At 65.6% G+C, this 24,510-nt stretch carries 26 protein-coding genes; 9 read left to right on the top strand and 17 right to left on the bottom strand.

Annotated elements, in window-relative coordinates; translation table 11 throughout:
• Positions 1-66: 66 nt before the first annotated feature.
• Positions 67-459: a RidA family protein gene (locus J0H39_06550; protein ID MBN9496395.1), complete on the bottom strand. Its 393-nt coding sequence runs from the start codon at positions 457-459 to the stop codon at positions 67-69.
• Between the two features lie 79 nt (positions 460-538).
• On the opposite strand from J0H39_06550, the gene J0H39_06545 reads away from it, so the two are divergent.
• Both J0H39_06545 and J0H39_06540 read left to right on the top strand, forming a co-directional pair.
• On the top strand, positions 539-1,339 hold the full coding sequence (locus tag J0H39_06545; protein ID MBN9496394.1) for a creatininase family protein: 801 nt from the start codon (positions 539-541) through the stop codon (positions 1,337-1,339).
• On the top strand, positions 1,339-1,899 hold the full coding sequence (locus tag J0H39_06540; protein ID MBN9496393.1) for a hypothetical protein: 561 nt from the start codon (positions 1,339-1,341) through the stop codon (positions 1,897-1,899). The genes J0H39_06545 and J0H39_06540 overlap by 1 nt, the downstream gene beginning before the upstream one ends.
• Here the strand turns inward: J0H39_06540 and J0H39_06535 are convergent.
• The 7 genes from J0H39_06535 to pdxH are packed head-to-tail and all read right to left on the bottom strand — an operon-like array spanning position 1,896 to position 7,304.
• Complete coding sequence (locus J0H39_06535; protein MBN9496392.1) at positions 1,896-2,636, bottom strand: SDR family oxidoreductase; 741 nt, start codon at positions 2,634-2,636, stop codon at positions 1,896-1,898. The genes J0H39_06540 and J0H39_06535 overlap by 4 nt on opposite strands.
• A gap of 22 nt (positions 2,637-2,658) precedes the next feature.
• Positions 2,659-3,018 (bottom strand): hypothetical protein, encoded by a 360-nt coding sequence (locus tag J0H39_06530; GenBank protein ID MBN9496391.1) that lies wholly within the window; start codon positions 3,016-3,018, stop codon positions 2,659-2,661.
• 18 nt (positions 3,019-3,036) lie between these two features.
• Entirely contained in the window at positions 3,037-3,318 is a 282-nt protein-coding gene (locus J0H39_06525; protein MBN9496390.1) for a hypothetical protein, read from the bottom strand.
• Between the two features lie 50 nt (positions 3,319-3,368).
• A complete protein-coding gene (locus J0H39_06520; protein ID MBN9496389.1) occupies positions 3,369-4,196 on the bottom strand; it encodes a universal stress protein in 828 nt (275 codons plus the stop codon).
• Between the two features lie 32 nt (positions 4,197-4,228).
• Positions 4,229-5,749: an AAA family ATPase gene (locus tag J0H39_06515; GenBank protein MBN9496388.1), complete on the bottom strand. Its 1,521-nt coding sequence runs from the start codon at positions 5,747-5,749 to the stop codon at positions 4,229-4,231.
• A 23-nt stretch (positions 5,750-5,772) separates the two neighbouring features.
• On the bottom strand, positions 5,773-6,717 hold the full coding sequence (locus J0H39_06510) for a cation diffusion facilitator family transporter (protein MBN9496387.1): 945 nt from the start codon (positions 6,715-6,717) through the stop codon (positions 5,773-5,775).
• On the bottom strand, positions 6,690-7,304 hold the full coding sequence (gene pdxH / locus J0H39_06505) for a pyridoxamine 5'-phosphate oxidase (protein MBN9496386.1): 615 nt from the start codon (positions 7,302-7,304) through the stop codon (positions 6,690-6,692). Before pdxH ends, J0H39_06510 begins: the two co-directional genes overlap by 28 nt.
• Before the next feature lie 126 nt (positions 7,305-7,430).
• Between pdxH and J0H39_06500 the strand changes: the two genes are divergently transcribed.
• From J0H39_06500 to J0H39_06480, 5 genes are all read left to right on the top strand, one after another.
• Positions 7,431-7,898: a glycine zipper 2TM domain-containing protein gene (locus J0H39_06500; GenBank protein MBN9496385.1), complete on the top strand. Its 468-nt coding sequence runs from the start codon at positions 7,431-7,433 to the stop codon at positions 7,896-7,898.
• A gap of 161 nt (positions 7,899-8,059) precedes the next feature.
• The gene (gene fabI / locus J0H39_06495; GenBank protein MBN9496384.1) at positions 8,060-8,902 is read left to right on the top strand and encodes an enoyl-ACP reductase FabI; all 843 of its coding nucleotides are present in this window, start codon (positions 8,060-8,062) and stop codon (positions 8,900-8,902) included.
• Positions 8,899-9,969, top strand: coding sequence for a chorismate synthase (gene aroC / locus J0H39_06490; protein ID MBN9496383.1), 1,071 nt, complete (start codon positions 8,899-8,901; stop codon positions 9,967-9,969). Before fabI ends, aroC begins: the two co-directional genes overlap by 4 nt.
• A 4-nt stretch (positions 9,970-9,973) precedes the next feature.
• The gene (locus J0H39_06485) at positions 9,974-10,504 is read left to right on the top strand and encodes a hypothetical protein (GenBank protein MBN9496382.1); all 531 of its coding nucleotides are present in this window, start codon (positions 9,974-9,976) and stop codon (positions 10,502-10,504) included.
• Positions 10,505-10,508: 4 nt separating this feature from the next.
• Positions 10,509-11,759, top strand: coding sequence for a nucleoside:proton symporter (locus tag J0H39_06480; GenBank protein MBN9496381.1), 1,251 nt, complete (start codon positions 10,509-10,511; stop codon positions 11,757-11,759).
• Here J0H39_06480 and J0H39_06475 read toward each other — a convergent pair.
• The 4 genes from J0H39_06475 to J0H39_06460 are packed head-to-tail and all read right to left on the bottom strand — an operon-like array spanning position 11,756 to position 15,565.
• The gene (locus tag J0H39_06475; protein MBN9496380.1) at positions 11,756-12,469 is read right to left on the bottom strand and encodes a TlyA family RNA methyltransferase; all 714 of its coding nucleotides are present in this window, start codon (positions 12,467-12,469) and stop codon (positions 11,756-11,758) included. The genes J0H39_06480 and J0H39_06475 overlap by 4 nt on opposite strands.
• 17 nt (positions 12,470-12,486) lie before the next feature.
• Complete coding sequence (locus J0H39_06470; GenBank protein MBN9496379.1) at positions 12,487-14,433, bottom strand: 1-deoxy-D-xylulose-5-phosphate synthase; 1,947 nt, start codon at positions 14,431-14,433, stop codon at positions 12,487-12,489.
• The gene (locus J0H39_06465) at positions 14,430-15,320 is read right to left on the bottom strand and encodes a polyprenyl synthetase family protein (protein MBN9496378.1); all 891 of its coding nucleotides are present in this window, start codon (positions 15,318-15,320) and stop codon (positions 14,430-14,432) included. Before J0H39_06465 ends, J0H39_06470 begins: the two co-directional genes overlap by 4 nt.
• Positions 15,317-15,565: an exodeoxyribonuclease VII small subunit gene (locus J0H39_06460; GenBank protein ID MBN9496377.1), complete on the bottom strand. Its 249-nt coding sequence runs from the start codon at positions 15,563-15,565 to the stop codon at positions 15,317-15,319. The genes J0H39_06465 and J0H39_06460 overlap by 4 nt, the downstream gene beginning before the upstream one ends.
• A 303-nt stretch (positions 15,566-15,868) precedes the next feature.
• Between J0H39_06460 and J0H39_06455 the strand changes: the two genes are divergently transcribed.
• Complete coding sequence (locus J0H39_06455; GenBank protein MBN9496376.1) at positions 15,869-17,605, top strand: hypothetical protein; 1,737 nt, start codon at positions 15,869-15,871, stop codon at positions 17,603-17,605.
• Here J0H39_06455 and sthA read toward each other — a convergent pair.
• From sthA to J0H39_06430, 5 genes are all read right to left on the bottom strand, one after another.
• Positions 17,602-19,017 carry a Si-specific NAD(P)(+) transhydrogenase gene (gene sthA, locus J0H39_06450; protein ID MBN9496375.1) on the bottom strand — a complete coding sequence of 472 codons (1,416 nt, stop codon included), beginning with the start codon at positions 19,015-19,017 and terminating at the stop codon, positions 17,602-17,604. The genes J0H39_06455 and sthA overlap by 4 nt on opposite strands.
• Positions 19,018-19,021: 4 nt before the next feature.
• Complete coding sequence (locus J0H39_06445) at positions 19,022-19,462, bottom strand: CBS domain-containing protein (GenBank protein MBN9496374.1); 441 nt, start codon at positions 19,460-19,462, stop codon at positions 19,022-19,024.
• Between the two features lie 10 nt (positions 19,463-19,472).
• Positions 19,473-20,498 (bottom strand): patatin-like phospholipase family protein, encoded by a 1,026-nt coding sequence (locus tag J0H39_06440; GenBank protein MBN9496373.1) that lies wholly within the window; start codon positions 20,496-20,498, stop codon positions 19,473-19,475.
• An 84-nt stretch (positions 20,499-20,582) separates the two neighbouring features.
• Positions 20,583-21,512 carry a histone deacetylase family protein gene (locus tag J0H39_06435; GenBank protein MBN9496372.1) on the bottom strand — a complete coding sequence of 310 codons (930 nt, stop codon included), beginning with the start codon at positions 21,510-21,512 and terminating at the stop codon, positions 20,583-20,585.
• A 299-nt stretch (positions 21,513-21,811) separates the two neighbouring features.
• Positions 21,812-22,984 (bottom strand): EAL domain-containing protein, encoded by a 1,173-nt coding sequence (locus tag J0H39_06430; protein MBN9496371.1) that lies wholly within the window; start codon positions 22,982-22,984, stop codon positions 21,812-21,814.
• A gap of 387 nt (positions 22,985-23,371) precedes the next feature.
• Between J0H39_06430 and J0H39_06425 the strand changes: the two genes are divergently transcribed.
• Entirely contained in the window at positions 23,372-24,499 is a 1,128-nt protein-coding gene (locus J0H39_06425) for an efflux RND transporter periplasmic adaptor subunit (GenBank protein ID MBN9496370.1), read from the top strand.
• Positions 24,500-24,510: the final 11 nt, after the last annotated feature.

Here is a 24,510-nt window from a genome sequence, read left to right as displayed (position 1 = left end):
AAAATTTCCGCACGCGCAACGTGTGCGCTACGCGCGGGCTTGCAAGCGTCTTGCCAAATCGCGCGATCAGCCGCGCGGACGGGCGGCGACGATTTCGATCTCGACCTTGAACTCGGGCTTGGTGAAGCCCGATACGATCACCAGCGTCGAGGCCGGCGGCGCCAGCCCTTCGAGCCACGCGTCGCGCGCGTCCATATAGGGGCGCATTTCCTCGCGCGACGTGACGAAGGCGTTGATGCGCACCACGTCGGCGCGCGCCATGCCCGCCGACGCCAACATCGCGTCGAGATGGCGGAAGATGACCGCGCATTGGCCCGCACAGTCGGGCGGCAGCGTGCCGTCTTTGGCGAGGCCAAGCTGGCCCGACGTGAACAGAAAACGCCCCGGCATGTCGACTTCCACCGCATGGGAATAGCGCGCGAACGGGGCCGAGAGTTCCGGCGGATTATGGCGTTTCATGACTAAACCTCTCGCCTTCTGGCGCGAACGGGACGGGTCCACTATATATCCGGCGGAAATCAATTCGGGGAAGTTCGACATGGCTCAGGCTTGGCGCAATTGGCTGGATCTCACGACCGAGGAGTTCCGCACCCTCGACCCCGCCAAGACCGTGGCGTTGCTGCCGGTCTCGGCGGTCGAGCAGCACGGGCCCCATCTGACCGTCGCGGTCGATCAGGTTCTGTGCGAAGGCATCGTCGCGCGCGCGGCGGGCATGGCGGGGGCCACGCCGGTCGTCGTGCTGCCGCAGCAGGACGTGGGCAAGTCGAACGAGCATCTTGCCTATCCCGGTACGCTGTCCTTCTCGGCGGAAACGCTGATCCGCATTTGGACCGAACTCGGCGAATGCGTGCATCGCGCGGGGCTTCGCAAATTCGTGATGTACAACTCCCATGGCGGCCAGCCGCAGATCATGGACATCGTCGCGCGCGATCTGCGCGTGCGCCTGGGCATGGCGGCGGTCGCGACGTCGTGGTGGGCGTTCGGCATGCCCGAAGGCCTGTGGGATCCGAAAGAAGCGAAATTCGGCATCCATGCCGGCGGCGTAGAAACGTCGATGATGATGCATTTGGCGCCGGAGAAAGTGCGCGACGCCAAGATCGACAATTTCGTGCCCGGGCAATTCGCCCTCGCCAAGGAATTCGAATTGCTGACCTTCACCGGCCAAAGCGCGCTCGCCTGGCAGGCGCAGGACATCCACATTTCCGGTGCCGTCGGCAATGCGCGCGATGCGGACGCCGAGCGCGGGCGCAAGGTCGTCGATCACGCGGCGGCGAAGCTCGTGAAGCTGCTCGACGAAGTCTCGCGTTATCCGCTCGACCGCATCCGGGACCTGCCCTGATGCCGCGTCCGGGCGACCGTTCGCTGATTCCGGCCGAGGCGGTGCGCCTGGCGGCGTTGGGCGAACTGTCGCGCGGGAACGTGACGCTCGGCGCCTTGTCGATGTCGGTGCGCGGGTTCGTGTCGCGCCTGATGGGCCCGTCGCTCGACGTGCTGGGCGTGTCGATCGAGCAATTGCGCTATGACGGGATGATCGAAACGGTCGGCCGGCGCGCGGGGCCGGGCCAAAGCCTGACCGCCGACAGCGAATTGACGCTGACCGACAAGGGCCGCGAAGCCCTGCGCGATCTATTGCGCGGGCCGGTGCGCGGGCCGATGACCGATCTGTCCAAGATGGTCGTGGCGCTGAAGCTGCGCTTCCTCGAATTGCTGCCGCCCGAAGATCGCGCGGCGCAGCTCGACCAGCTCGTCGAACTCGCGGAAAGCGAGATCGCGCGCCTTAAAGACCTCGTCGCGCGCGGCGCCGACGGGCTGATGGGCGAATGGCTCGCGCAGGATATCGCCGAAGCCGAACGCTGGCGCGATTGGTACGCCGCCAAACGCGCGGCGATCGGCCGCTAAACCAAATTCTGCCCGCCGTTGACCGGGATTTCGGCGCCGGTCACATAGGCGAAATCGGACGAGCACAGCGCGAATATGGCGTCGGCCGTTTCGCCGGCCGTGCCCATGCGCTGCATCGGGATGCGGTTGATCAGCGGCTCGTATTCCGGCGAGATCATTTCGGTCACGATCTCGCCCGGCGCCACGGCGTTGACGCGAATGCCCAGCGGCGCCAACTCCACCGCCATTTCGCGCGTGAGGCCGGAGAGTGCGGCCTTCGAGGTGGAATAGGCCGAACCCGCGAACGGGTGGGCGCGATGCGCCGCGATCGAGGTGATGTTGACGACGCAGCCGCGCGCGCGCGCCAGCGACGCCGCGAAGCCGCGCGTGAGATCGAGCGCGGCGAAGAAATTCAGTTCGAAGACTTTGTGCCAAGCGTCGAGTTCGCCGTGTAGCACGCCCAGCCGTTCCTTATAGGGCGTCTTGGGGCTCACACCCGCGTTGTTGACCAGCGCATGCAGCGGCGCCTCGCCCAATCGCTCGTTCACCTCGTCGACGAAGCGGCGGCGGTCGGCCGGCACCGACAAATCGCAAGCGACGTGATGCGCCCAATTGGGATCGACCCGGCAATCGACGGGGATCACTTCGCGCGAACAGGTGAACAACCGCCAGCCCGCGGAGGCGAAACGCTTCACGGTCGCGTGGCCGATCCCGCGCGAGGCGCCGGTCAGGACGAGGGTTTTTTGAGCTTCCGCCATAAGCGGAGTTTAGCCCGCAATCTCAGCGGACGGAAACGACCTTGAACGGCAGGATTTCGCCGTCGTGCTCGGTAATCGACACGTATTCGCCGGGCGCGAAACGATGGCGATCGAATTTGAAGATCGGCTCGTCGTCGTCGGCACCGGCCGCGTAGGAAAACGCCCAGCGCCCGCCGCGGGCGTGGATCAGCAGGCCGGTTTCGTCGGCTTCGCCGCGCGCGAAACGGCGCACGGTGCAGCGGTCCTTATCCTTCTTCCAGCCGTCGGGATCGAGATGGCCGTCCGCCGTCAACGGTGCCGCGAACTCGTAGCCGATTCCGGAATCGCCGTCCGGCTTCGTCTTGGTGCGCGCGAGTTCGAGGCGGATATGTTTCAAGGCCATCGTGTTCCCCACTTCAAATCAGTTCGCCTTGCCGCATTCCGGATTATCGGGATGCGTTTGACAGAAATGCCGCAAGGCAAGTTTGAGCGTCGCCGCGCGGACATGATCGCCGCGTTTCATCGCCCCGGCGATGTCGTCGAGGATCATCGCCTTGACGTGTTTCACCCCGGCGGAATCCTGACATAGGAAGGCGCCGAGCTCGACGGCCGCCATCTCGGAGATATGTTCGTGCTCCGCGATCGCGCGCACTTCGTCCGCCGTCAGATCGGCGAGCGACAGGCAATCCACCCAGGTCAACATGGCAAGCCCCTCCCCCCGGCGGGCTTGCCGGTGCCGTTCGCGACGCGGTGTTAATGCGCCATCAGCACCGGCAATGTGGCGTTCTGCAAAACGTGACGCGTGACGCCGCCGAACACGAGCTGGCGCAAGCGGCTATGCGTATAGGCGCCCATCACCAGCAGGCCGCAGCCCGCCTTGACCGATTCCGCGAGCACATGCGGGCCCGCCTGGATCGTCGGCACGTCGGCGCGCGCGATGTCGATCTTCAGCCCGTGGCTCGCCATATAGGCTTCGAGCGGCGCTTGATCGTTTTCCGCCACCTTGATGCCCGCGACGATCGCGACGACTTTGCTGGCCCCTTTGAGGAACTGCATGCCCGCCCCCAGCGCGCGCGCGGCTTCGCGGCTGCCGTTCCAGGCGAAGGCGACGGGCCCGTCGAACGAAACCTCGCCCGACAGCGGCGCCACCATGACGGGACGGCCGGTTTCCAGCAGCGCCGTTTCGAACGCGACGGTCGAGGCGATCTGGTCGTCCTCCGACGGGCGCGGCAGCACGATCAAATCGGCGAAACGACCGTAGCGCGCGATCGCATCTTCCTCCGAACCCTCGGGCTCGATGAGTTCGCTATCGACGCCGGCGGCTTTGCTCCACGCGGCGTAGGTCGCGCGCGCGGTCTCGGCGCGGCGCTTCAGATCCTTTTCGGCCGCGCCGACGATCTGTTCGACCAGCGCGCCCGAAGCACCCTCGCCCACGAAGGGAACCGCGTCGCGCGGATCGCCCGCGGCGTGCAACGCTTCGACGCGCGCGCCGAATTTGCGCGCGACGGCGGCGGCTGTCGCCAGCGCGCGTTCGTCGGCAGTGGAACCGGACAGCGGAACGAGTACGACCTTGAAGCCCATAGCGACCTCCATTTCACGAAGGAGATTACACCCTAGATATCGGGTTGGGATTGACCTGCATCAACCGCGCGGCATGCCTCGGAAATTACTTGCGCCGGCGCGGCGGCGGCATCGAGATGCCGCCAATCGATCTCCCCCAACTCGCGCGAATTCTGCCCGGCCGCCACGGCGACACCGGCATCCGACGCGTCGTCCGTCCGTCCGGCGACGCGGGCGAGCCGCGTTTGCGCCGGACAATCGAGCCACAGACCTTGGAATTCTACACCGGCCGCACGGGCGATGTCGCGCATCGTATGCCGCTCCGCCGGGTCGGCGAAAACCGCATCGACGACCACCGAATGCCCGGAAGCGAGGGCCGCGCGCGCGCGCGTATACAAACTCTCATAGACCGCGCGGCTGGCTTCGCGCGTATAGCTCTCCGGCGGCAGCTTCTCTTCGGGCTCCACGCCGGCCAAGCGCTTGCGCTCCACGTCCGTGCGCAGGATGACGGCCCCCGGCGCCACGCCGATACGCGGCGCGATCCCCGACGCGACCGCCGATTTGCCCGACCCCGACAGGCCGCCGACGGCGGCAAGGATCGGTTTCGGCCGTTCCGCCAGGAACGACCGCGCCAGTGCGAAACAATGGGCGGCGATGTCATGTTCGTCGCGCGCGCGCGTTTCGTCTTTCTGATTGGCGGCGGAAAAGCCGCGCGTCTTGGCCGCGATGGCCGCGCGCAGCGACAAGAACAGCGGCATCAGGGCGAGGCCCGCCTCGTCGGGCCGGCGTTGCAGGTAGCGCGCGAACACCGCGTTGGCGAGATCGCGCCGCCCGATGCGGATCAAATCGAAAATCGGAAAAGCGAGATCGTAGAGCGTGTCGATACACGACACGCGATCGTCGAACTCGATCCCGTCGAAAGGCACGGGGGCGCCGTCGATCGTGCAGATATTGCGCAAATGCATGTCGCCGTGACAGCGCCGCACCGCCCCGCTCGCGCGGCGCGTTTCGATCAAGCGGCGATGTTGTGCGATTTCTTGGCGCGTCGCGCGATCGAGCGCTTCGACAGCACCTTTGTCGAACAGCTTGGCGAGGTCTTCGGCGTCGCCGTCCTCGACCCAGCGCAGATCATCGGTGCCGCCATGCGACGAAACGCTCGCCGCCACGTCATGCACGCGCGCCAAAACATCGGCCAGCAAGCGCATGTCGCGCCCGTTCAGATCGCCGCGCTGCGCGCGCGCATCCCACAATCCGGCCCCGTCGAAGCGGCGCATGACCACGATCCAATCGAGCGCGTCGCCCGATCCGCCGATCCCGGCTTCGGTGACTTTCTCGACGCCGAGATAGAGATCCGGCGCCCAAGCGCGGTTCACGGCGATCTCGGCACAGCACATTTTTTCGCGCAATCCGCACGTCGAGAAATCGAGGAACGGGAATTTGACCGCGCGTTTGAGCTTGTAGGCGTGCGCTTGGGTCAAGAACACGGCGGAGATATGCGTATCGATCCGAACCGGCGTCTCGCCGCCATGCGTCGCGGGATCGGCGAGGATCGCGATCGCGCGGTCCTGGCCCATCGTCCCGCTCCCCCTCGCGCCCATCAATGCGCGTCGCGGCGGTTTTCGACGATGCCGGCGGGATCCATATGGACGATCACGTCCGATCCCGGGAAGGCGGCCATCACCGCCTCCTCCACCGCGTCCGCCGCCCCATGCGCCTGGTGGAGCGTGAGGTTGCCGTCGATTTCCAGATGCATCTGCACCGAGATATTGGGCCCGACCGCGCGCGTGCGCAGATCATGGACGTCCAAAATCAGCGGATTGGCGCGCGCGATCGCGATGATTTTTTCGCGCGTTTCCTCGGGCAATTCGCGATCCATCAGGTGATCGAGCGCGTCGCGCCCTATCTTCGCCGCCCCCCACAGAATATAGGCGCCGATCGCAAGTCCCGCGAGCGGATCGAGGATATCGATCCGGAACACCATCGAGGCGAGCAGCGACACGATGACCGCGCCGTTCAGCAGAAAGTCGGACGCGTAGTGCAATCGATCGGCACCCACGGCCAGCGAACCGGTCCGCGTCACCACGTATATCTGATAGCGGACCAGCGCGAAGGTCAGCACCATCGACAACGCCATGACGGCGATGCCGACCTCGCCGCTTGTCACCGGCACGGGCGTCCACAAGCGATGCACGGCCTCCGACAGCAGCAGCAGCGCGGAGCCGCCGATGAACGCGGCCTGGGCGAGACCGGCCAGCGCTTCCGCCTTGCCGTGGCCGAAGCGATGTTCGGCGTCGGCGGGGGCGAGCGCATGGCGCACCGCGAACAAATTCACGAGCGAAGCCGCCGCATCGAGCAAAGAGTCGAGCAGGCTCGACAGTACCGACACGGAATCCGTGATCGCCCAGGCGCCGGTCTTCGCGACGATCAGAAGGCTGGCGACCGCGACCGAGGCATAGGTCGCGCGGCGCATCAGCGCGCCGCGTTCCTCGGGCAATACGGTTGCGGCCGGCGCGGTCACGGGAATTGACGCTCCGTGCGCCATTTGTCGCCGTCGCGCCGATGCACCAGCCGCTCGTGCAAGCGGAACGGCCGGTCGTGCCAGAATTCGATCGTGACGGGCTTCACGCGGAAACCCGACCAATACGGCGGGCGCGGCACCGCGCCCAGCCCGAATTTCAGCGTGTACTCGGCGACGCGCCGCTCGAGCGTGAAGCGCCCTTCCATCGGCCGCGATTGCTGCGAGGCCCACGCGCCGATCTGGCTGCCGCGCGGGCGCGAGGCGAAATACGCGTCGGCCTCCGCTTCCGTCACGATTTCCACATCGCCTTCGATGCGCACTTGGCGGCGCAGCGACTTCCAATGGAACAGCAGCGCCGCCTTGCGATGCGCCAGAAGCTGCGTGCCCTTCTTGCTTTCGAAATTCGTGTAGAAAACGAAGCCGCGTGTATCGAAATCTTTCAGCAGCACCATCCGCAGGCTGGGCATGCCATCCTGACCCACCGTCGCGACGGCCATCGCTTCGGGATCGTTGATTTCCTTCGCGCGCGCTTCGTTGAGCCACGCCGCAAAACGTGCGACAGGATCGACGGCCGGATCGAGTTCGGACGGGGACTGGGATTCGCTTTCCATGGCCCCTAAATAGACCCAGCCAACGCTTCGACCAAGACCGTGTTTGGAATAGACTGCGAACGGGAATCGTTATCGTTTCAGGACGGAATTTCGCAACCCGTCGAACCGTCGAAGGAGGACGGAAAAATGCGTGGGATCAAGATTTTCGCCGTCGGCGCCATCGCCCTCTCGCTCGCCGCCTGCGCGGAAGGCGGGCAAAAGGAAAATGTCGGCACCGTGCTGGGCGGTATCGGCGGCGCGGTGCTTGGCTCGCAATTCGGCGGCGGCCGCGGCCAGCTCGTCGGCGTCGCCGTCGGCACGCTGGCTGGCGCGTTCCTGGGGCGCGAGGTCGGCAAATCGCTCGACAAGGCCGATCAGGCCCATATGCAGCGCGCCGAAACGGCCGCGCAGACCGCCCCGGTCGGCCAGCGCATCAGCTGGAGCAATCCGGATTCGGGCAATTCGGGCACCGTGACGCCGACCCGCGAAGGCCGCGATCAGGCCGGCAACCAATGCCGCGAATACCAGACGACCGTCACCGTCGGCGGCAAGCAGGAACAGGCCTATGGCACCGCCTGCCGCCAACAGGACGGCAGCTGGAAGGTCGTCAACTAACCTTCCGGCCCATCGCGCGAAATCGGACCCGGTCCCGCCCCCAGGCGGGGCCGGGTTTTTTGCTGCTCCGCACATAATCCGGCCATCCCGGCGTTGCCTGACCCGGACTTTCGTGTAGGATGCCGGCCAATTCGCCAGTCGAAACGCGGACTTAGAAACGCATGTCGGAATCCAAAGCCCTGTTGCAGGGCAAACGCGGCCTCATCATGGGTGTGGCCAATGATCGCTCTATCGCCTGGGGCATCTCCAAGGCGGTGGTCGAACACGGCGCCGAAATCGCCTTCACCTATCAGGGCGAGGCGCTGGAAAAGCGCGTGCGGCCCTTGGCCGCACAGCTCGGCTCGGATTTTCTGATCTCGGCCGACGTCACCGACACGGCGTCGCTCGACAAGGCGTTCGACGAGATCGCCAAGCGCTGGGGCAAGCTGGACTTCGTCGTCCATGCCATCGCCTATTCCGACAAGGACCAGCTGAAGGGCAAATACGTCGACACGACGCGCGAGAACTTCCTGAACTCGATGGACATCTCGGTGTTCTCGTTCACGGACGTGGCGCGCCGCGCGCGCCCGATGATGAAAGAAGGCGGCGCGATGCTGACGCTTTCCTATATCGGCGCCGAACGCATCATCCCGCATTACAACGTGATGGGTGTCGCGAAGGCCGCCCTCGAAGCCTCGGTGCGCGCGCTGGCCGCCGATCTGGGGCCGGAGAATATCCGCGTCAACGCGATCTCGGCCGGCCCGATCCGCACGCTCGCGGCGTCGGGCATCGGCGATTTCCGCTACATCCAAAAATGGAACGAGCTGAACGCGCCGCTGCGCCGGGGCACGACGATCGAAGACGTCGGCGGTTCGGCGCTTTATCTGCTGTCGGAACTCGGCTCGGGCGTCACCGGCGAGGTTCTGCACGTCGATAGCGGCTATCACGTCGTCGGCATGATGGCGACGGAATCGGCGGGCGAGCTTTCCGATCTGCTCGCCGGCTTCAAGAACAAGGGCGCATGAGCGCCAATTCCTTCGGCACGCTGTTCCGGGTTACGACCTGGGGCGAAAGCCATGGCCCGGCGCTGGGCGCCGTCGTCGACGGCGTGCCGCCGCGATTGGCGCTGGACGAAGCCTTCATTCAAGGCTTCCTCGACAAGCGCAAGCCGGGCACGTCGCGCTTCGTCACGCAACGCCGCGAGTCCGACACGGTCGAGATCCTGTCGGGCGTGTTCGACGGAATGACGACCGGCACGTCGCTATCGTTGATGATCCGCAACGAGGATCAGCGCTCCAAGGACTATTCCGAGATCGCGGCGAAGTTCCGCCCCGGTCACGCCGACTACACCTATTGGGCGAAATACGGCATTCGCGATTATCGCGGCGGCGGGCGTTCGTCCGCGCGCGAGACGGCGGCGCGCGTCGCCGCCGGTGCGGTCGCGCGCCGCGTGCTGGGCGATGGCGTGACGATAAGGGGCGCGGTCGTGCAGATCGGCCCGCACAAGATCGACCGCGCGAAATGGGACTGGTCGGCTTGCGCCGAAAATCCCTTCTGGTGTCCCGATCGCGCCATGGCCGCGAAATGGGAAGAATTTCTCGACGCGACGCGCAAGGCGGGATCGTCCGCCGGCGCCGTGATCGAAGTGGTCGCCGACGGCGTGCCCGCCGGCTGGGGGGCGCCGATCTACGGCAAGCTCGACTCCGATCTCGCCGCCGCGATGATGGGCATCAACGCCGTGAAGGGCGTGGAAATCGGCGACGGTTTCGCCGCCGCCGAATTGTCGGGCGAAGCCAATGCCGACGAGATGCGCAGCGGTAACGCGGGCCCGACCTTCCTGTCGAACCACGCGGGCGGCATTCTGGGCGGTATTTCCACCGGTCAGCCGGTCGTCGTGCGTTTCGCGGTGAAGCCGACCTCGTCGATCCTGTCGCCGCGCCGCACGATCGATATCGACGGCAACGAGACGGAAATCGTCACCAAAGGCCGCCACGATCCGTGCGTGGGTATTCGCGCCGTGCCCGTCGGCGAAGCGATGATGGCCTGCGTGCTCGCCGATCATAAGCTGCGCCACCGCGCGCAATGCGGCTGATTCCGTGGCGCTCGATCTGAAGACTTTGATCGTACGCCGGTCGCGGCGCATGGCGGGTCTCAATCTCCTTTTCGCGTCGGGCGTGTTCGGCCTCGCCGTCGCCGTCACCTGGCAAGCCTGGCAACAAGGCGAAACGCTGGGCGCGGCGCTGTTGTTCCTCGCCATCGCGGCGTTCTGGGGCGTGCTGATGGGGCAGCAATTCCGCGACGACACGCCCAAGATCGTCGTCGGCAAAGACGGGCTCGAAATGCCCGGCGTTTCCGATGCGCCGCTCGGTTGGGACAAGATCGAGGAATTGGCGCTCGGCACGGGCATCCGCGCGCTCGGCGGCGGGCGCCTCGACGTCTATGTCGATCCCGAGACCTATTCGAAGCTCAAGCTCGGCAATCGCTGGATGGGCGATCTGATCGTCCGCCGCCCGGGCACGAAGCCCGGCTTCACCATTCTCGGCGCCGGACTCGACACCAAGCCGCGCCTCGTGTTCGAGGCGATAAGGCGCCATTGGCCGCCGGCGGAAACGGCTCCCAAGGAATAACGCGATGGACCGGCTGCAAGCGTTTATCGGCATGTTCGCGATTCTGGGTATCGCCTGGACGCTGGCCGAAAATCGCCGCCATGTGAGCCTGCGCGCGGCGTTGCTGGGCCTTGCCGTGTCGTTCGTCTGCGCGGCGTTGTTCCTGAAACTGCCTTACGTCGCCACGACGATCGGGCTGCTGAACGCGCCCGTCCAAGCGATCGCGGACGCGACGCGCGCAGGGACCACCCTGGTCTTCGGCTATCTCGGCGGCGGCCCCTTGCCGTTCGACGAGAAATTCCCGGGCGCCTCGTTCGTCTTGGCGATCCAGGCTTTGCCGATCGTGCTGGTCGTCTCGGCGCTGACGACCGTGCTGTTCCATTGGGGCGTGATGCCCGCGATCGTGCGCGCCATCGCCTGGGCCTTGCGCCGCACGATGGGCGTGGGTGGGGCCGTGGGCCTGTCGACCGCCGCGAACGTTTTCGTCGGCATGGTCGAAGCGCCGTTGTTCATCCGCCCGTATCTGGCGAAACTCACGCGCGCCGAACTCTTCGTCGTCATGGTCGGCGGCATGGCGTCGATCGCCGGCACGGTGATGGTGCTTTACGCCACACTGATCGGGCGCATCGTGCCCGACGCCTTCGCGCATATCCTGATCGCGTCGCTGCTGTCGGCTCCCGTGACGATCCTGATCGCGCGCATCATGGTGCCGGAAACCACACCGGGTGCGACCGAGGGCGAATTGGGACCGCTGGAGCCCGTCGCCAACGGCGCGATGGACGCGATCGTGAAGGGCACGGCGGCCGGCCTGGAACTGTTGCTCAACATCTGCGCGATGCTGATCGTGCTGGTGGCGCTCGTCGCCTTGGTCAATGCGGGCCTTGGCCTGCTGCCGGACGCGTTCGGCGCGCCGTTGAAGATCGAACGCATGCTGGGCTGGATCTTCGCGCCGATCTGCTGGCTCATGGGCATTCCGTGGTCAGAAGCCCCGCAAGCGGGAGCATTGCTCGGCCTCAAGACGGCGCTCAACGAATTCGTCGCCTATCTGTCGCTGGCGGGCGACGGCGGTGCTGGATTGTCCGAACGCACGCGGCTCATCATGCTCTACGCGCTGTGCGGCTTCGCCAATTTCGGGTCGCTGGGCATCATGATCGGCGGCATGGCGACGATGTGCCCGGCGCGCCGGCCGGAGATCGTCGAGCTCGGCTTCAAATCGCTGGTCGCGGGCACGCTCGCCACCTGCCTGATGGGCGCGATGGCGGCGGTTCTCTACTAAGCGTTCTTGCGCGCCGCGATCAGGAATTCGCGGTTGCCTTCGGGTCCCTGGATCGGGCTCTCATCCTCGCCGAACACGGTCCAGCCGATGCGCGGCAGCCATTGCGCGATGCGCGCGCGCACTTCCGTATGAAGTTCGGGCTCGCGCACCACGCCGCCCTTGCCCACGCGATCCTTGCCGACTTCGAATTGCGGCTTGATCAGCGCCACGACGACCGCGCCCGGCTTGGCCAACGCCAACGCGGCGGGCAACACGGTTTCGAGGCCGATGAAACTCGCGTCGCACACGACCATATCGGGCGCTTCGGGGATGATCTCCACCGTCAGATGCCGGGCGTTCGTCTTTTCGAGCACGATCACGCGCGGATCGTTGCGCAGCTTCCACGCCAACTGCCCGTGGCCGACATCGACCGCGTAGACCTTCGCGGCCCCCTTGGTCAGCAGCACGTCGGTGAAGCCGCCGGTCGAAGCCCCCACATCGATGGCGGTCTTGCCCGCGACGTCGATGCCGAACGCCTCGATCGCATGGGCGAGCTTCAAACCGCCGCGGCTGACCCAGGGATGCGGCTGGCCGCGCATTTCCAGCGCGATGTCCTCGGCAACCGGCGTGCCCGGCTTGTCGAGACGCTTCTCGTTCGAGAAGACGAGGCCCGCCATGATCGCGGCCTGCGCCTTGGCCCGGCTTTCGGCCAAGCCCCGCTCCACCAGCAATTGGTCGAGGCGCTTCTTCAAGCGCGCTTTTCGGCGCGACCCAGCGCCGTCAACGCCGCGTTGGCGATCGACCGCGTATCGAGGCCCGCTTCGGCGTATTGGCGTTCGGGCGTGTCGTGGTCGATCAAGCGATCGGGCAGCGTCAGCGCGCGGATTTTAAGGCCCGCATCGAGTGCCCCCGCATTCGCCAAAGCTTGCAGCACGGCGGCGGCGAAACCGCCTTGGCTGCCTTCCTCCACCGTCAACACGACTTCGTGCGACCGCGCGAGACGCAGCACCAGATCGAGATCGAGCGGCTTCAGGAAGCGCATATCGGCGAGCGTGGCGCTCAAACCCTGCTGGGCGAGCGCGTCGCACGCTTTTTGACATTCAGCCAAGCGACCGCCGAGATTGAGGATCGCGACCGCAGTCCCTTCGCGCAACACGCGGCCCTTGCCGATCGCCAGCGTCTCGCCCGCGTCGGGCATCGCGACGCCGATCCCTTCGCCGCGCGGGAAACGCACGGCGATCGGGCCTTGGTCGTAGGCGGCGGATGTCGCGACCATGCGCGCCAAATCGGCTTCGTCGCCCGGCGCCATCACGACGAAATCGGGCAAGCAGCCGAGATAAGCGAGATCGTAGATCCCGGCATGGGTCGCGCCGTCCGCCCCCACCAACCCCGCGCGGTCGAGCGCGAAGCGCACCGGCAGGGATTGCAGCATCACGTCGTGCACGACTTGGTCGTAGCCGCGTTGCAGGAAGGTCGAGTAGATCGCCACGAACGGCTTCAACCCGTCCGCCGCCATGCCCGCCGCGAAGGTGACCGCGTGCTGCTCGGCAATACCCACATCGAAGCAGCGCTTCGGGTGTTTCTTGGCGAACAGATCGAGGCCCGTGCCCGACGGCATCGCCGCCGTCACCGCGACGATCTTCGGGTCCTTGTCGGCCGCGTCGATCAGCGCATCGGCGAAGACGCGCGTATAGGTCGGCGCCTTGGCGCCGGCGGGCTTGGCCGCACCTTTGAGAACGCCGTCATTCGCGACTTGCAGATCGAACTTGTTGACCGCGTGGTAGCGATCCTCGGCTTCCTTGCCGAAGGGATGGCCCTTGCCCTTTTGCGTGATCACATGGATCAGCACGGGCCGGTCGTCGCGGCTGTCGCGCACATTGCGCAGGATCGGCAGCAAATGGTCGAGATTATGGCCGTCGATCGGGCCGACGTAATAGAAGCCCATCTCCTCGAACAGCGTGCCGCCGCCCGCGACCATGCCGCGCGCGAATTCCTCGGCGCGCTCGGCCGCCTGGAACAAGGGCTTGGGCAAATGGCTCGCCACTTCGCGCGCCAGGCTGCGCAAGCCCACATAGGGGCGCGAGGAAATGAGGCGCGAGAGATAGGAACTCATCGCGCCCACCGGGGGTGCGATCGACATGTTGTTGTCGTTCAAGATGACGATCAGGCGCGCGCGCATAGCGCCCGCGTTGTTCATCGCCTCATAGGCCATGCCGGCGGACATCGAGCCGTCGCCGATGACCGCGATGCAATGACGCTTGTCGCCGTTGAAATCGCGCGCGACGGCCATGCCCAGCGCCGCCGAAATCGACGTCGACGAATGGGCCGCGCCGAAAGGATCGAATTCGCTTTCGCTGCGCTTGGTGAAGCCCGACAAGCCCCCACCCTGGCGCAACGTGGAAATGCGATCGCGCCGGCCGGTGAGGATCTTGTGCGGATAGGCTTGGTGACCCACGTCCCAGATCAGCCGGTCGCGCGGCGTATCGAAGACGTGATGCAACGCGACCGTCAGTTCGACGACGCCAAGCCCCGCCCCCAAATGCCCGCCCGTGCCCGCGACGGCCGCGATCGTCTCGCGGCGCAATTCCTCGGCGACGTGCTTCAGCTCGCTCGCGTCCATTTTGCGCAAGAGCGCGTGGTCGCAAGCGCGATCGAGATGGGGCGTTTCGCCCGAATTATGCCCGGGCCCGCTCATGATTTGCGCGCCACGGTCCAGCGCGCCAAGGCGCGCAGATTGTCGGCCTTCACGTCGAACACGTCGAGATGCTTGGCCGCTTGTTCGGCCAGCAGCGCCGCCTGGGCGCGTGCGCGCTCCGGCCCCAGGATCGACACGAAAGTCGCCTTGCCGCGCGCTTGGTCTTTGCCCGTCGCCTTGCCCGCATCCACCGAGGAACCCTCCACGTCGATCAGGTCGTCCGCCATCTGGAACGCGAGGCCAAGATCGTGGGCGAATGCGACGAGGGTATGGCGGATATGGGCTGGCGCCTTGCCCAGAATGGCGCCCGATTGCGCCGCGAAGGCGATCAACGCGCCGGTTTTCAGGCGCTGGAGGCGCGTGATCTGGCCGATATCGAGGCTTTCGCCCTCGGCGGCGAGGTCGATCTGCTGGCCGCCGACCATGCCCTCGGCCCCCGACGCCAAGGCGAGGGCGAGCACGAGATCGGAGCGCACCAGCGGATCGGCATGGGTCAGCGGATGGGCGAGCACTTCGAACGCCTTGGTGAGTAGCGCATCGCCCGCCAGGATCGCGGTCGCCTCGTCGAACGCCTTGTGCACGGTCGGCCGGCCGCGCCGCAGATCGTCGTCGTCCATTGCGGGCAGATCGTCGTGGACGAGGGAATAGCAATGGACGAACTCGATCGCGCAGGCGACGCGCAGCGCGCAGGCTTCGTCGACCGCGAACAGCTTGGCCGTTTCCAGCACCAGGAAAGGCCGCATGCGCTTGCCCCCGCCCAGGCACGCATAGCGCATCGCCTCGTGCAGATCGGCCTCGAGTCCATCGCCCTTGGGCAAAAACGCGTCCAGCGCCGCCTCGACCTTGGCGGCGGTCGCGGTCAGCGCTTGGGCCAGCGTATCGGTCATCGATCCGCGTCGAACGGCGTCGCTTTCGCCTCGCCGCCGGAAATCTGGATCTTTTCGATCCGTGCGGCGGCCTCGGCGAGCTTCTTCTCGCAATGTTTTTTCAACGCCGCACCGCGCTCGTAAGCGGCGACGGATTCGTCGAGCTTGCCCTTGCCCTGTTCGAGCGCGCGCACGATCCCTTCGAGCTCCGCAAGCGCGTCCTCGAAGGAGAGTTTGGCGATATCGGCCGGAGTCCCTTGCGTCATGCCCGGTTTATAGGCGCCCCGGAACGCAAGGGCAACGGGGTCGGGCGGCCCGCCCCGGCTCCGGTGCCTGGGGATGGTTCCGGACGCGGATACGCGAACTCGGATCGCTTGGCCCCGCGCGGCCGGAATCGTCCGTCCGCGAACCTTGTTTCGGACGCTCGAAATTCGGCGGCCGTCATCGCCAGTACTCCGACTACTTTCGAAAACATTCGACTTTAGGATTTATCTCTCTTGTATTGGCGATTTCAAATCCCAACCATGCTTCGTCGTTCACTGAACGACCTAAAAGCCGGGAGGCAAAAAATGAATCGATTGGTCCGGGGCGCGATCGGGATTTTGGCGTTGTCGTCTATGCTCACCGGCTGCGGCCATCTCGGCAAATCGATGATCGAAGGTGAGTTCTACAGCGAGAAGCCCTTCGTACCTGCGGGTACGATCACGGTTCTTCCGCCAAAGCTCGACCGGGTAGACTTGTTTTCCCATATAGCGCGCGGCGACTACTGCGTTCACTACAAGATCATAACCGGATACGAGCATCCGTTGGCGAAGGCGGCTCGAACACAGCATACACCGCCGCCGACGCAATCAACGACGCCCCAACAAACGCCCGCATCGACAGCGCCGACGAAAACTGCGTCCTTCGGATGGATTCTGAGTGCCTTCATTCCGGCTGCCGCAGCCGAGAACGAGAAGCCCCAGCCCGCTGCGGGAGAGAAGGTCGTGCCCGCCCCGCCCCCTACCGCAAACCGTGGCGCCGATACGAACAGGGTTGCTGAGGCTTGTCGCGACGATATCAATAGATTGGCGTCGACGAGCAACGAAACGAATTATTCGGTCTCGCAACGTTTGGCGCGCGCCTACGACGAATTCGCGCGCGGCTCCGCCGATGGAACAACACCGACTACGACCGAGCTTCGCTATCGCCGGAACGAAATTCAAGACGAAGTGATCCGCGCGTCCGAGCAACGCTGCAATGCCTACAAGCTTTATCTGCAGACGGTGCAGTCGAACGCTTCGTTCCTGTCGGGCAGCGCTTCAACGATCCTCGGCGGATTGGGCGCTATCTTCACAGATTCCGGCGTGTCGCGCGCATTGGCGGGCGCCGCCGGCATCTCCGCAGGCGTCGGCGCACAATTCCAGGATAGCTTCTTTATGAGCCTGGCCGTGCCAGCGATCTCGGAAGGGATCGATAACGCACGACAGACCATATTCAAGCAGATCCGTCAGCAGCGCGATAGCGACATAAACGGCTACACGTTGCAGCATGCGTTGCTCGACGCGGTGCGTTACGATGGTTCGTGTAGCATTCCGCGCGGCCTGCAAGAAGTGGCGGACGCGGCGCGCAACGTCCGCAACCCTTCGGCGTTCGTGATGCAGCGGGCGATCGATCAGTTCGCAATGGCGCGGCAAAGCTTGAACGATCTCACCCGCACCGAAGGCGGAGATTTCCCATCCGGCGGCATCATCGGACCGCCGATCGACCGGGATAGCCCGTCGAGCCTGTTGGCTTTGGTCAATCAGTCGCCCTTGAAGGCGATCCAAGCGCAGATCGACAATGTGAATACCCAGGAGCAAAACACGGATATTCGTCTATCGCGATTCTTGGCGGCGGCCGCGACGGAGGATGTGGGCACTCTGGAGCCCGCTGTTGCGATCGTGCGCAAAGAACTCGCCGCCGCGCGGGATCGAACGACGGCGGCGATCAATACTGACGAAATCAAAAAATCCGCGCAGGAGATCGACGTGAAACTGCGCGGGGCGCGACGCTCTTACGCGGACGCGCGGGATGACGCGGCAAAACGCGATATCGCATTCGCCGAAATCAATGTCCAATCCGGCGAAGCGCAATCCAAAGTCCTCGCCGAAATCGAGAAGGCGGCCTTGCCGTTCTTCAGCGCGGTTATCGCCAGCCGGGCATCGAGCGGCGCGATATCGAAGGATCAAAAAATCCAATATCTATGCCGTGTCCACGCTCTATTCGTCGCGGTCCACAAAGCGGAACAGGAGCCTGAGGCGCCGGCCGCCTGCAAGAAGCCCTAACCCAGCCGGTTGATCCCGTCGAAAGCCGCGGTTTTGTAGCATTCGGCGAGGGTGGGATAGTTGAACACCGTCCGCACGAAGTAATCGACCGTGCCATCGAAGGCCATCACGGCCTGGCCGATATGGACGAGTTCGGACGCCCCCTCGCCGATGATATGCACGCCCAGCAGCTGGCGCGTTTCGGCGTGGAAGACGAGCTTCAGCAAACCCGTCTTATCGCCGATGATCTGGCCGCGCGCGATTTCCTGATAGCGCGCCTTGCCCACTTCGTAGGGCACGCCGGCTTCGGTCAGCTCTTCCTCGTTCTTGCCGCAGGTGCTGATCTCCGGGATCGTATAGATGCCGTAGGGGAACAGCTCCGGCACCGAGGTCGCATCCACGCCGAAGGCATGGCACGCGGCAAGCCGCCCCTGCTCCATCGAGGTCGAAGCGAGGGCCGGGAACCCGATCACGTCGCCGACGGCGTAAATACCCTTCACCTCGGTCTGGTAATGCGCGTCGACCTTGATGCGCCCGCGTTCGTCGGCGGTCAGGCCCGCATGGGCGAGATCGAGATTGCCCGTCGCCCCCGTGCGGCCGATCGAATAAAGCGCCTTCTCGGTGACGATCTGCTTGCCCGATTGCAGCTTCACCTTGACGCGCGCGCCATGCTCGGCGTCTTCAGTGTATTCGAGGCCCTCGACTTCCTCGCCCAAGCGGAACGTCACGCGGTTCTGGCGCATCTGATAGACCAGCGCGTCGGTGATTTCGTGGTCGACGAAATCGAGCAGGCGGTCGCGCTTGTCCACGACCGTCACGCGCACGCCCAGCGTTGCGAAAATCGTCGCGTATTCGGCGCCGATGACGCCCGCCCCGATCACGCACAGCGATTTGGGCAGGCGCTTCAAGCCCAGCACATCGTCGGAAATGAAGATGTTCTGCGCATCGAACGGAATGCGGCCCGAGCGCGTGGCGTTGGTGCCCGTCGCGATCACGATACGGCGCGCGCGAACCTCGCGCCGGCCGCGCCCGTCGAGGCCCACCAGCGCCACCGTGTCGGGCCCGGCGAATTTCGCTTCGGCGGCGATCATCTCCACGCCGTTGCGCTGAAGCTGATGGCGCACGACGTCCAGCTCGGCCTGAATCACGAATTGCGCGCGGAACAGCAGATCTTCGATCGTGATGTTCTGCTTTACCTGATACGAGGAGCCGTAGATGTTGCGCTCGCGATAGCCGGAGAGATGCATCACCGCCTCGCGCAGCGTCTTCGACGGGATCGTGCCGGTGTTGATGCACGCCCCGCCGACGACGGCCTTGTGCTCGATCACCGCGACCTTCTTGCCGAGCTTGGCGGCCTGGATCGCGGCGCGCTGGCCCGCGGGGCCGGAGCCCATGACGATCATGTCGTAATCGAATTCGGCGGCGGCGTTCATGGGATCACCCTTGGAGAAGCGTTTCGGCGAGCAGGAGCAGATCGCTTTCCATCTGGTCCTTCACGCAGCGATAGAGATCGCGGATCGACACGATGGCGACGATCTTGCCGTCTTCGACGACGGGCAAATGGCGGAAGCCGCGCTCGGCCATGATGTCGAGCGCTTGCTGCACGGTCGCGTCGGGCGCGATCGTCACGGGATCGGGCGTCATCGCGTCGGCGATCGTGGTCGTCGCGGGATCGAGTTCCTTGGCGACGACGCGGGTCAGCGCGTCGCGTTCGGAGAAAATGCCGACGAGCTTGTCGTCCTCGACGATCAGCAGCGCGCCGATACGCAAATAGGCCATCATCCGCGCGGCTTCGAGCACGGTGGCGGTGGGTTCCAGCGTCGCGAGGCTTTGCTCGCTGACGGCGTGGGGGATGACGGTGCGTTCGGCCTGGATCATGTCCGCACCGTCAGAAGAACAGTTTTTCGAGATCGACCGAGGAATCGCGGCCGAGCTGATCGAAATTGACCTTGAGCCATTCGTCGGCCTTCCGCCGTCCGAGATCGCGCAAGGTCAGCAGGAAATCGAAATCGAGATTGTATTTCGACGATACGCCGAAGGCGGCCATCTCCTCCTCCGCCTGGACCATGTGGAAGAAGATGCGCCGCAAGCCCGACCGCGCGGTCAAGCGATGGCGCTCCAAGAGCCGCGTGACGAAGGCGATGGTGCGCATCTCGCGCATCATCGTCGCGTTGAAGCTGATCGCGTTCATGCGGTCGGCGATGGCGCGCGACGTTTCGGGCAATTGCTCGATGCGGATCGGGTTGATCTCGATCAGCAGAATATCCGACGCGCGGCAATTATAGATCAGCGGGAACATCGCGGGATTGCCCATGAACCCGCCATCCCAGTAATGCTCGCCGTCGACCTCGACCGCTTGGAACAGATGCGGCAAACACGCCGACGCGAGCAGCACGTCGGCGGTCAGCTCGTGATTGCGGAAGACACGGATTTTGCCCGTGCGCACATTGGTGGTGGAGATGAACAGCTTCACGCCCTCGCCTTCGCGCACCTTGTCGAAGTCGATCATCTCCGCCAACGCTTCCTTCAGCGGATTCTTGTTCTGCGGATTGAACTGATAGGGCGACAGCAAGCGCGTCATCAGATCGAAGCCCTGATAGAAGGGCGACAGATCGAGATTGGCGGGATTGCCGAACAGCCGGTCCATCGGCGTGGGCTGGAAAATCGAGAAGCGCCCGCTCTCGCCGATGCGGTGCCAGAATTTCTCCAGCAACGCGCGCGCGGCCTGGGGCCCGCCTTGCGCCATGCCCCAAACGACCAGCGCGCCGTTCATCGCCCCCGCCGACGTGCCCGAAATGCCTTCGACGAGAAGACGATCGTCGTCGAGCAAGCGATCGAGCACGCCCCACGTGAAGGCGCCATGCGCGCCGCCGCCCTGCAAGGCGAGCGTGATGTGTTTTTTACCGTCCGCCATTCCCCGAACCCGGTCTGTTGCCGCCACTCTAGCAGCAAATCTGACCGGGATCGGTTAAGATTTTGATATCGCAGGAATTTCGGATCAACCGGCCATCAGCGCTTCGACATGGGCCGCACTCGATGCGGCCAATGCGTCCAGGTCGTAGCCGCCTTCCAGGCAGCTCACCACGCGATCCTGCGCGTGTTTTCGCGCGATCTCCATCAGCGCGCGCGTGACCCAGGCGTAATCGTCCTCGTGCAAACGAAGCCCCGCCAGCGGGTCGTTCTCGTGCGCGTCGAACCCGGCGGAGATGATGACGAGTTCCGGCTTGAATGCGTCGAGGGCCGGCAGAATCTTGCCCGTATAAGCCGCGCGGAATTCGGCGCCGCCCGAGCCGCCGGCGAGCGGCGCGTTGACGATGTTGTGCGCCACACCTTGTTCCTGCGCGGCCCCCGTGCCGGGATAGAGCGGCCATTCATGGGTCGAGGCGTAGAGCAGGTCGGCGTCGCGCTCGAACATATGCTGCGTGCCGTTGCCGTGATGGACGTCGAAATCGATCACCGCCACGCGGCGAAGCCCGTGCTTCACGCGCGCATGCAACGCCGCCACCGCGACGTTGTTGAACAGGCAGAAGCCCATCGACTGATCGGCTTCGGCGTGGTGCCCCGGCGGCCGCACGGCGCAAAACACGTTGCGCGCCTTGCCTTCGCACACCGCATCCACGCCCGCGACGGCGGCGCCGGCCGCGCGCAGCGCCGCATCGCCCGAGCCCGGCGAGACGATCGTGTCGCCGTCGAGTTGATGGCGGCCCTGCGGCGGAATGGAACCGAGCACGCCGTCGACATAGCTGCGCGGATGGACGAGGCAGAGCTGATCGTCGCTGGCGCGCGGCGCCGAAACGCGCTCGAGCTTCGCGAAAGCGGGTTCCGACAACGCCGCGAGCACGGCTTCCAGCCGGCGCGGATTCTCCGGATGGTAGGGGCCGGGATCGTGATCGAGGCAGGCCGGATGCGTGATCAATTGCGTGGTCATGAGGCGACGTCTCCCATGTCCATTGTGACGCGCCAAAGCGCCGCCGCCAATCGGACATTCACGCTCGCCGGCCGCCCTGCGCCGCATGTCTGGGTCGCGGGCGTGCCGCCCTGCGACACGGCGTCGCGCGGCCTTCGCCCACGGCGCGCGTTTCGCGTCCGACGTGTAGTTTCGTCGATGCTATGAAAGTCCAGACCGACCCGATCCTGCGAATTCGCGCGCTGCTGCCGGCGGCGTCGGTGCATGCGCGCGTCGCGGCGGCGATTTTCGTGCTGGGATTCGTGTTCGTGCTGGGCGTGCTACGCAGCTAGAAAAGCCGCGCAAGCCGCATCCGCCGGCACCGGGGCCCCGAACAAATAGCCTTGGCCGAAGCTCACGCCCATCTCGGCCAAAAGCTGCGCTTGCGTCAGCGTTTCGATCCCCTCGGCGACCGCGCTGATATCGAGCAGCCGTGCGAGATCGACGACCGAACGCACGATCTCGGCGGTGCGCCGATCCTCGACCAAGCGGCTTGTGAAGCTCTGGTCGATCTTGATGTGGTCGATCGGAAAGCGCGACAGATAGGACAGTCCCGAATACCCCGTCCCGAAATCGTCGAGGCTGACGCTCGCACCCAGCGCCTTGACGCGCGCCAAGGCTTCCGCCGCATGCGGATTGACGATCAGCGTCGTCTCGGTGATTTCGACTTTGAGATGTATCGGGTGGAGCCCGGCTTCCTCCAGCATCGGCGCAAGCCGCCCGGCGAGCTGCGTATCGGCGAAATGCGGCGCCGAGAAATTCGCCGACAGAAAAGCCGGTGCGCGGCCCGCCGCCGCGAGATCGCGGTTGAGGCCGGCGACCTTGCGCGCGGCCGCGCCCGCCACGGCGAAATCGAGCGTTTCGAGCAGATCGGCTTCCGCCGCCGGCCCCAGCAACGCCGCGGGCGGCAACAAGCCGCGCGTGGGATGGGCCCAGCGCGCCAAGGCTTCGAAGCCCGCCGGGGTGGCCCCGTCCAGCGCCACGATCGGCTGAAGGAAAGCGACGACCTCGCCGTTTTCCAGCGCATGGCGCAATTCGTGTTCGCCTTCGATGCGCGCGACGATCCGCGCCGTTTCCTCGGCGCCGATCGGCAGCGCCGGCGACAGCACGCGCGACGTGGCCACGCGCAAGCGATGGATCAACGTGCGCAACAGAATGGACATCAGCGGCGTGGCGCCCGCGATTTCGCGATGGATCTGGTCGCGGCCGACCACCACGAACACGCAATCGTCCAGGCAGCGCGCACTGGCCGAGCGGGGGGCCCCGTCGACCAGCGCCATTTCCCCGAAAATCTCGCCCGGCCCCAGACGGGTCAGCACCACGCTGCCCGTGGCGCGCGTCGCCGCGATTTCGACCCGCCCGCGTTCGACGATATAGGCGCAGTCGGCCGCGTCGCCTTCGTCGAACAACAGCGTCCCCGCCGCCACCCGGCGGCGGTACAACGCATCGACCATCGCGAGAATCCCCGCCTGGCGGCACCGGACCGGCACCGCTCCCGAACCGACCTTCGCATGGCCGGACCGCCCGCGTCGAACGCTTACCGGCGGCGGTTTCGCCCGCGCGGCGGGCATACATAAGCTCGAATTGGGGCAACGGGATACGATTCAAGGCGGTGACGGAGTGTAACAGCCGGGCACTTTCCTAGCGCCAACCCACGGTCTAGATTGAACTTCGCGAGCTTGGCGGCACGGTCGGTTCCTGCAATCCTGGAAACGACCGCAATGGCCGGGTTTTTGCTGTCGAATTGAACGCGGGCGGAAATTGTCCGGTCATACGATCGTGTTACGCGTCCCGGTATCCGGGGCGTATCCGGTTGGAAAACAGGGTGGAGTTGCTGGGGCATGCGTGTCGTAAGTCAGTTGGTCGTCGTCGCGATCCTTGGCGCCACGGGCGCCGGCGGCTGGTACGCCTATAAGTCGTATGCCAGCGGCACCGGCGAAGCGGCCCAGCGCCAGGCGGCCCCCGCCCCGCTGGTCGAGTTCGTGACGCCCAAGTTGATGACGGTCGTCGAACGGGCGGAAGCCGTGGGCACGGCCCGCGCCAACGAATCGGTCACGCTGACCGCGCGCCAATCGGGCACCGTGTTCCGCATCCTGTTCCAGGAAGGCCAGATGGTCCGCAAGGGCGAAGCGCTGGTGGAATTGGAAAGCCGCGAGCGCGCCGCCGATCTCGACTCGGTTCGCGCCGAGATTTCCCAAGCGCGCGCCGTCGCCGACGAAATCCGCCAGCAGCTCGACCGCGCGCGCCAGCTGCGCGCCACCGGCAATGCGCCCGAAGCGCGCGTCGATCAGCTGGAAAGCCAATTGCGCGCCGCCGAAGGGCGCATCCGCCAGAACGAAAGCCGCCAGCGCGCGGCCGACGCGCGGCTCGACGATTTCCGCATTTCGGCGCCGTTCGACGGCCGCGTGGGCTTGCGCCAGGTCAGCGTCGGCGCGCTGCTGCAGCCCGGCACGGTCGTCACGACGCTCGACGACGTCAGCAAGATCAAGCTCGATTTCTCGATCCCCGAGCAATATCTCGCCGTGCTGCGCCAGGGCCTCGCGGTCGGCACCACCACGCCGGCCTATCCGGGCCGCGAATTCCTGGGCCAGGTCACGGCGATCGACACGCGCGTCGATCCGCTGACCCGCGCGGTGCGCCTCAATGCCACCTTCGACAACGCCGACGGCGCGCTGAAGCCGGGCATGTTCCTGAACGTCGCCCTGGCCGTCGCGACGCGCGACAACGCGGTGGTCGTGCCGGAGGACGCGCTGGTCGCCGAAGGGACGCGCCAATTCGTCTACGTCGTCGCCGACGGCCGCGCGCTGCGCCGCGAGGTGCAGCTGGGCTTGCGCATGCAAAGCGAAGTCGAGATCCGCGACGGCGTGAAGCAAGGCGATCAGCTCGTCGTGCGCGGCCATCAGCGCATCCGCCATAATATCCCCGTCCGCGCGCAGCCGTTCCGCGCCGAATCCGCTCCCACCTCCTGAGGCTGTTCCCC

Source organism: Alphaproteobacteria bacterium (assembly GCA_017308135.1).
GTDB lineage: Bacteria > Pseudomonadota > Alphaproteobacteria > CACIAM-22H2 > CACIAM-22H2 > Tagaea.
Note: the sequence above shows the minus strand (reverse complement) of the source record. Positions and strands in the feature narration are given on the sequence as shown.

Coding starts and splice junctions, on each gene's coding strand:
- J0H39_06550 (MBN9496395.1), bottom strand. CDS start 459: ATGAAACGCCATAATCCGCCGGAACTCTCGGCCCCGTTCGCGCGCTAT.
- J0H39_06545 (MBN9496394.1), top strand. CDS start 539: ATGGCTCAGGCTTGGCGCAATTGGCTGGATCTCACGACCGAGGAGTTC.
- J0H39_06540 (MBN9496393.1), top strand. CDS start 1,339: ATGCCGCGTCCGGGCGACCGTTCGCTGATTCCGGCCGAGGCGGTGCGC.
- J0H39_06535 (MBN9496392.1), bottom strand. CDS start 2,636: ATGGCGGAAGCTCAAAAAACCCTCGTCCTGACCGGCGCCTCGCGCGGG.
- J0H39_06530 (MBN9496391.1), bottom strand. CDS start 3,018: ATGGCCTTGAAACATATCCGCCTCGAACTCGCGCGCACCAAGACGAAG.
- J0H39_06525 (MBN9496390.1), bottom strand. CDS start 3,318: ATGTTGACCTGGGTGGATTGCCTGTCGCTCGCCGATCTGACGGCGGAC.
- J0H39_06520 (MBN9496389.1), bottom strand. CDS start 4,196: ATGGGCTTCAAGGTCGTACTCGTTCCGCTGTCCGGTTCCACTGCCGAC.
- J0H39_06515 (MBN9496388.1), bottom strand. CDS start 5,749: ATGGGCCAGGACCGCGCGATCGCGATCCTCGCCGATCCCGCGACGCAT.
- J0H39_06510 (MBN9496387.1), bottom strand. CDS start 6,717: ATGGCGCACGGAGCGTCAATTCCCGTGACCGCGCCGGCCGCAACCGTA.
- pdxH (MBN9496386.1), bottom strand. CDS start 7,304: ATGGAAAGCGAATCCCAGTCCCCGTCCGAACTCGATCCGGCCGTCGAT.
- J0H39_06500 (MBN9496385.1), top strand. CDS start 7,431: ATGCGTGGGATCAAGATTTTCGCCGTCGGCGCCATCGCCCTCTCGCTC.
- fabI (MBN9496384.1), top strand. CDS start 8,060: ATGTCGGAATCCAAAGCCCTGTTGCAGGGCAAACGCGGCCTCATCATG.
- aroC (MBN9496383.1), top strand. CDS start 8,899: ATGAGCGCCAATTCCTTCGGCACGCTGTTCCGGGTTACGACCTGGGGC.
- J0H39_06480 (MBN9496381.1), top strand. CDS start 10,509: ATGGACCGGCTGCAAGCGTTTATCGGCATGTTCGCGATTCTGGGTATC.
- J0H39_06470 (MBN9496379.1), bottom strand. CDS start 14,433: ATGAGCGGGCCCGGGCATAATTCGGGCGAAACGCCCCATCTCGATCGC.
- J0H39_06465 (MBN9496378.1), bottom strand. CDS start 15,320: ATGACCGATACGCTGGCCCAAGCGCTGACCGCGACCGCCGCCAAGGTC.
- J0H39_06460 (MBN9496377.1), bottom strand. CDS start 15,565: ATGACGCAAGGGACTCCGGCCGATATCGCCAAACTCTCCTTCGAGGAC.
- J0H39_06455 (MBN9496376.1), top strand. CDS start 15,869: ATGAATCGATTGGTCCGGGGCGCGATCGGGATTTTGGCGTTGTCGTCT.
- sthA (MBN9496375.1), bottom strand. CDS start 19,017: ATGAACGCCGCCGCCGAATTCGATTACGACATGATCGTCATGGGCTCC.
- J0H39_06445 (MBN9496374.1), bottom strand. CDS start 19,462: ATGATCCAGGCCGAACGCACCGTCATCCCCCACGCCGTCAGCGAGCAA.
- J0H39_06440 (MBN9496373.1), bottom strand. CDS start 20,498: ATGGCGGACGGTAAAAAACACATCACGCTCGCCTTGCAGGGCGGCGGC.
- J0H39_06435 (MBN9496372.1), bottom strand. CDS start 21,512: ATGACCACGCAATTGATCACGCATCCGGCCTGCCTCGATCACGATCCC.
- J0H39_06430 (MBN9496371.1), bottom strand. CDS start 22,984: ATGGTCGATGCGTTGTACCGCCGCCGGGTGGCGGCGGGGACGCTGTTG.
- J0H39_06425 (MBN9496370.1), top strand. CDS start 23,372: ATGCGTGTCGTAAGTCAGTTGGTCGTCGTCGCGATCCTTGGCGCCACG.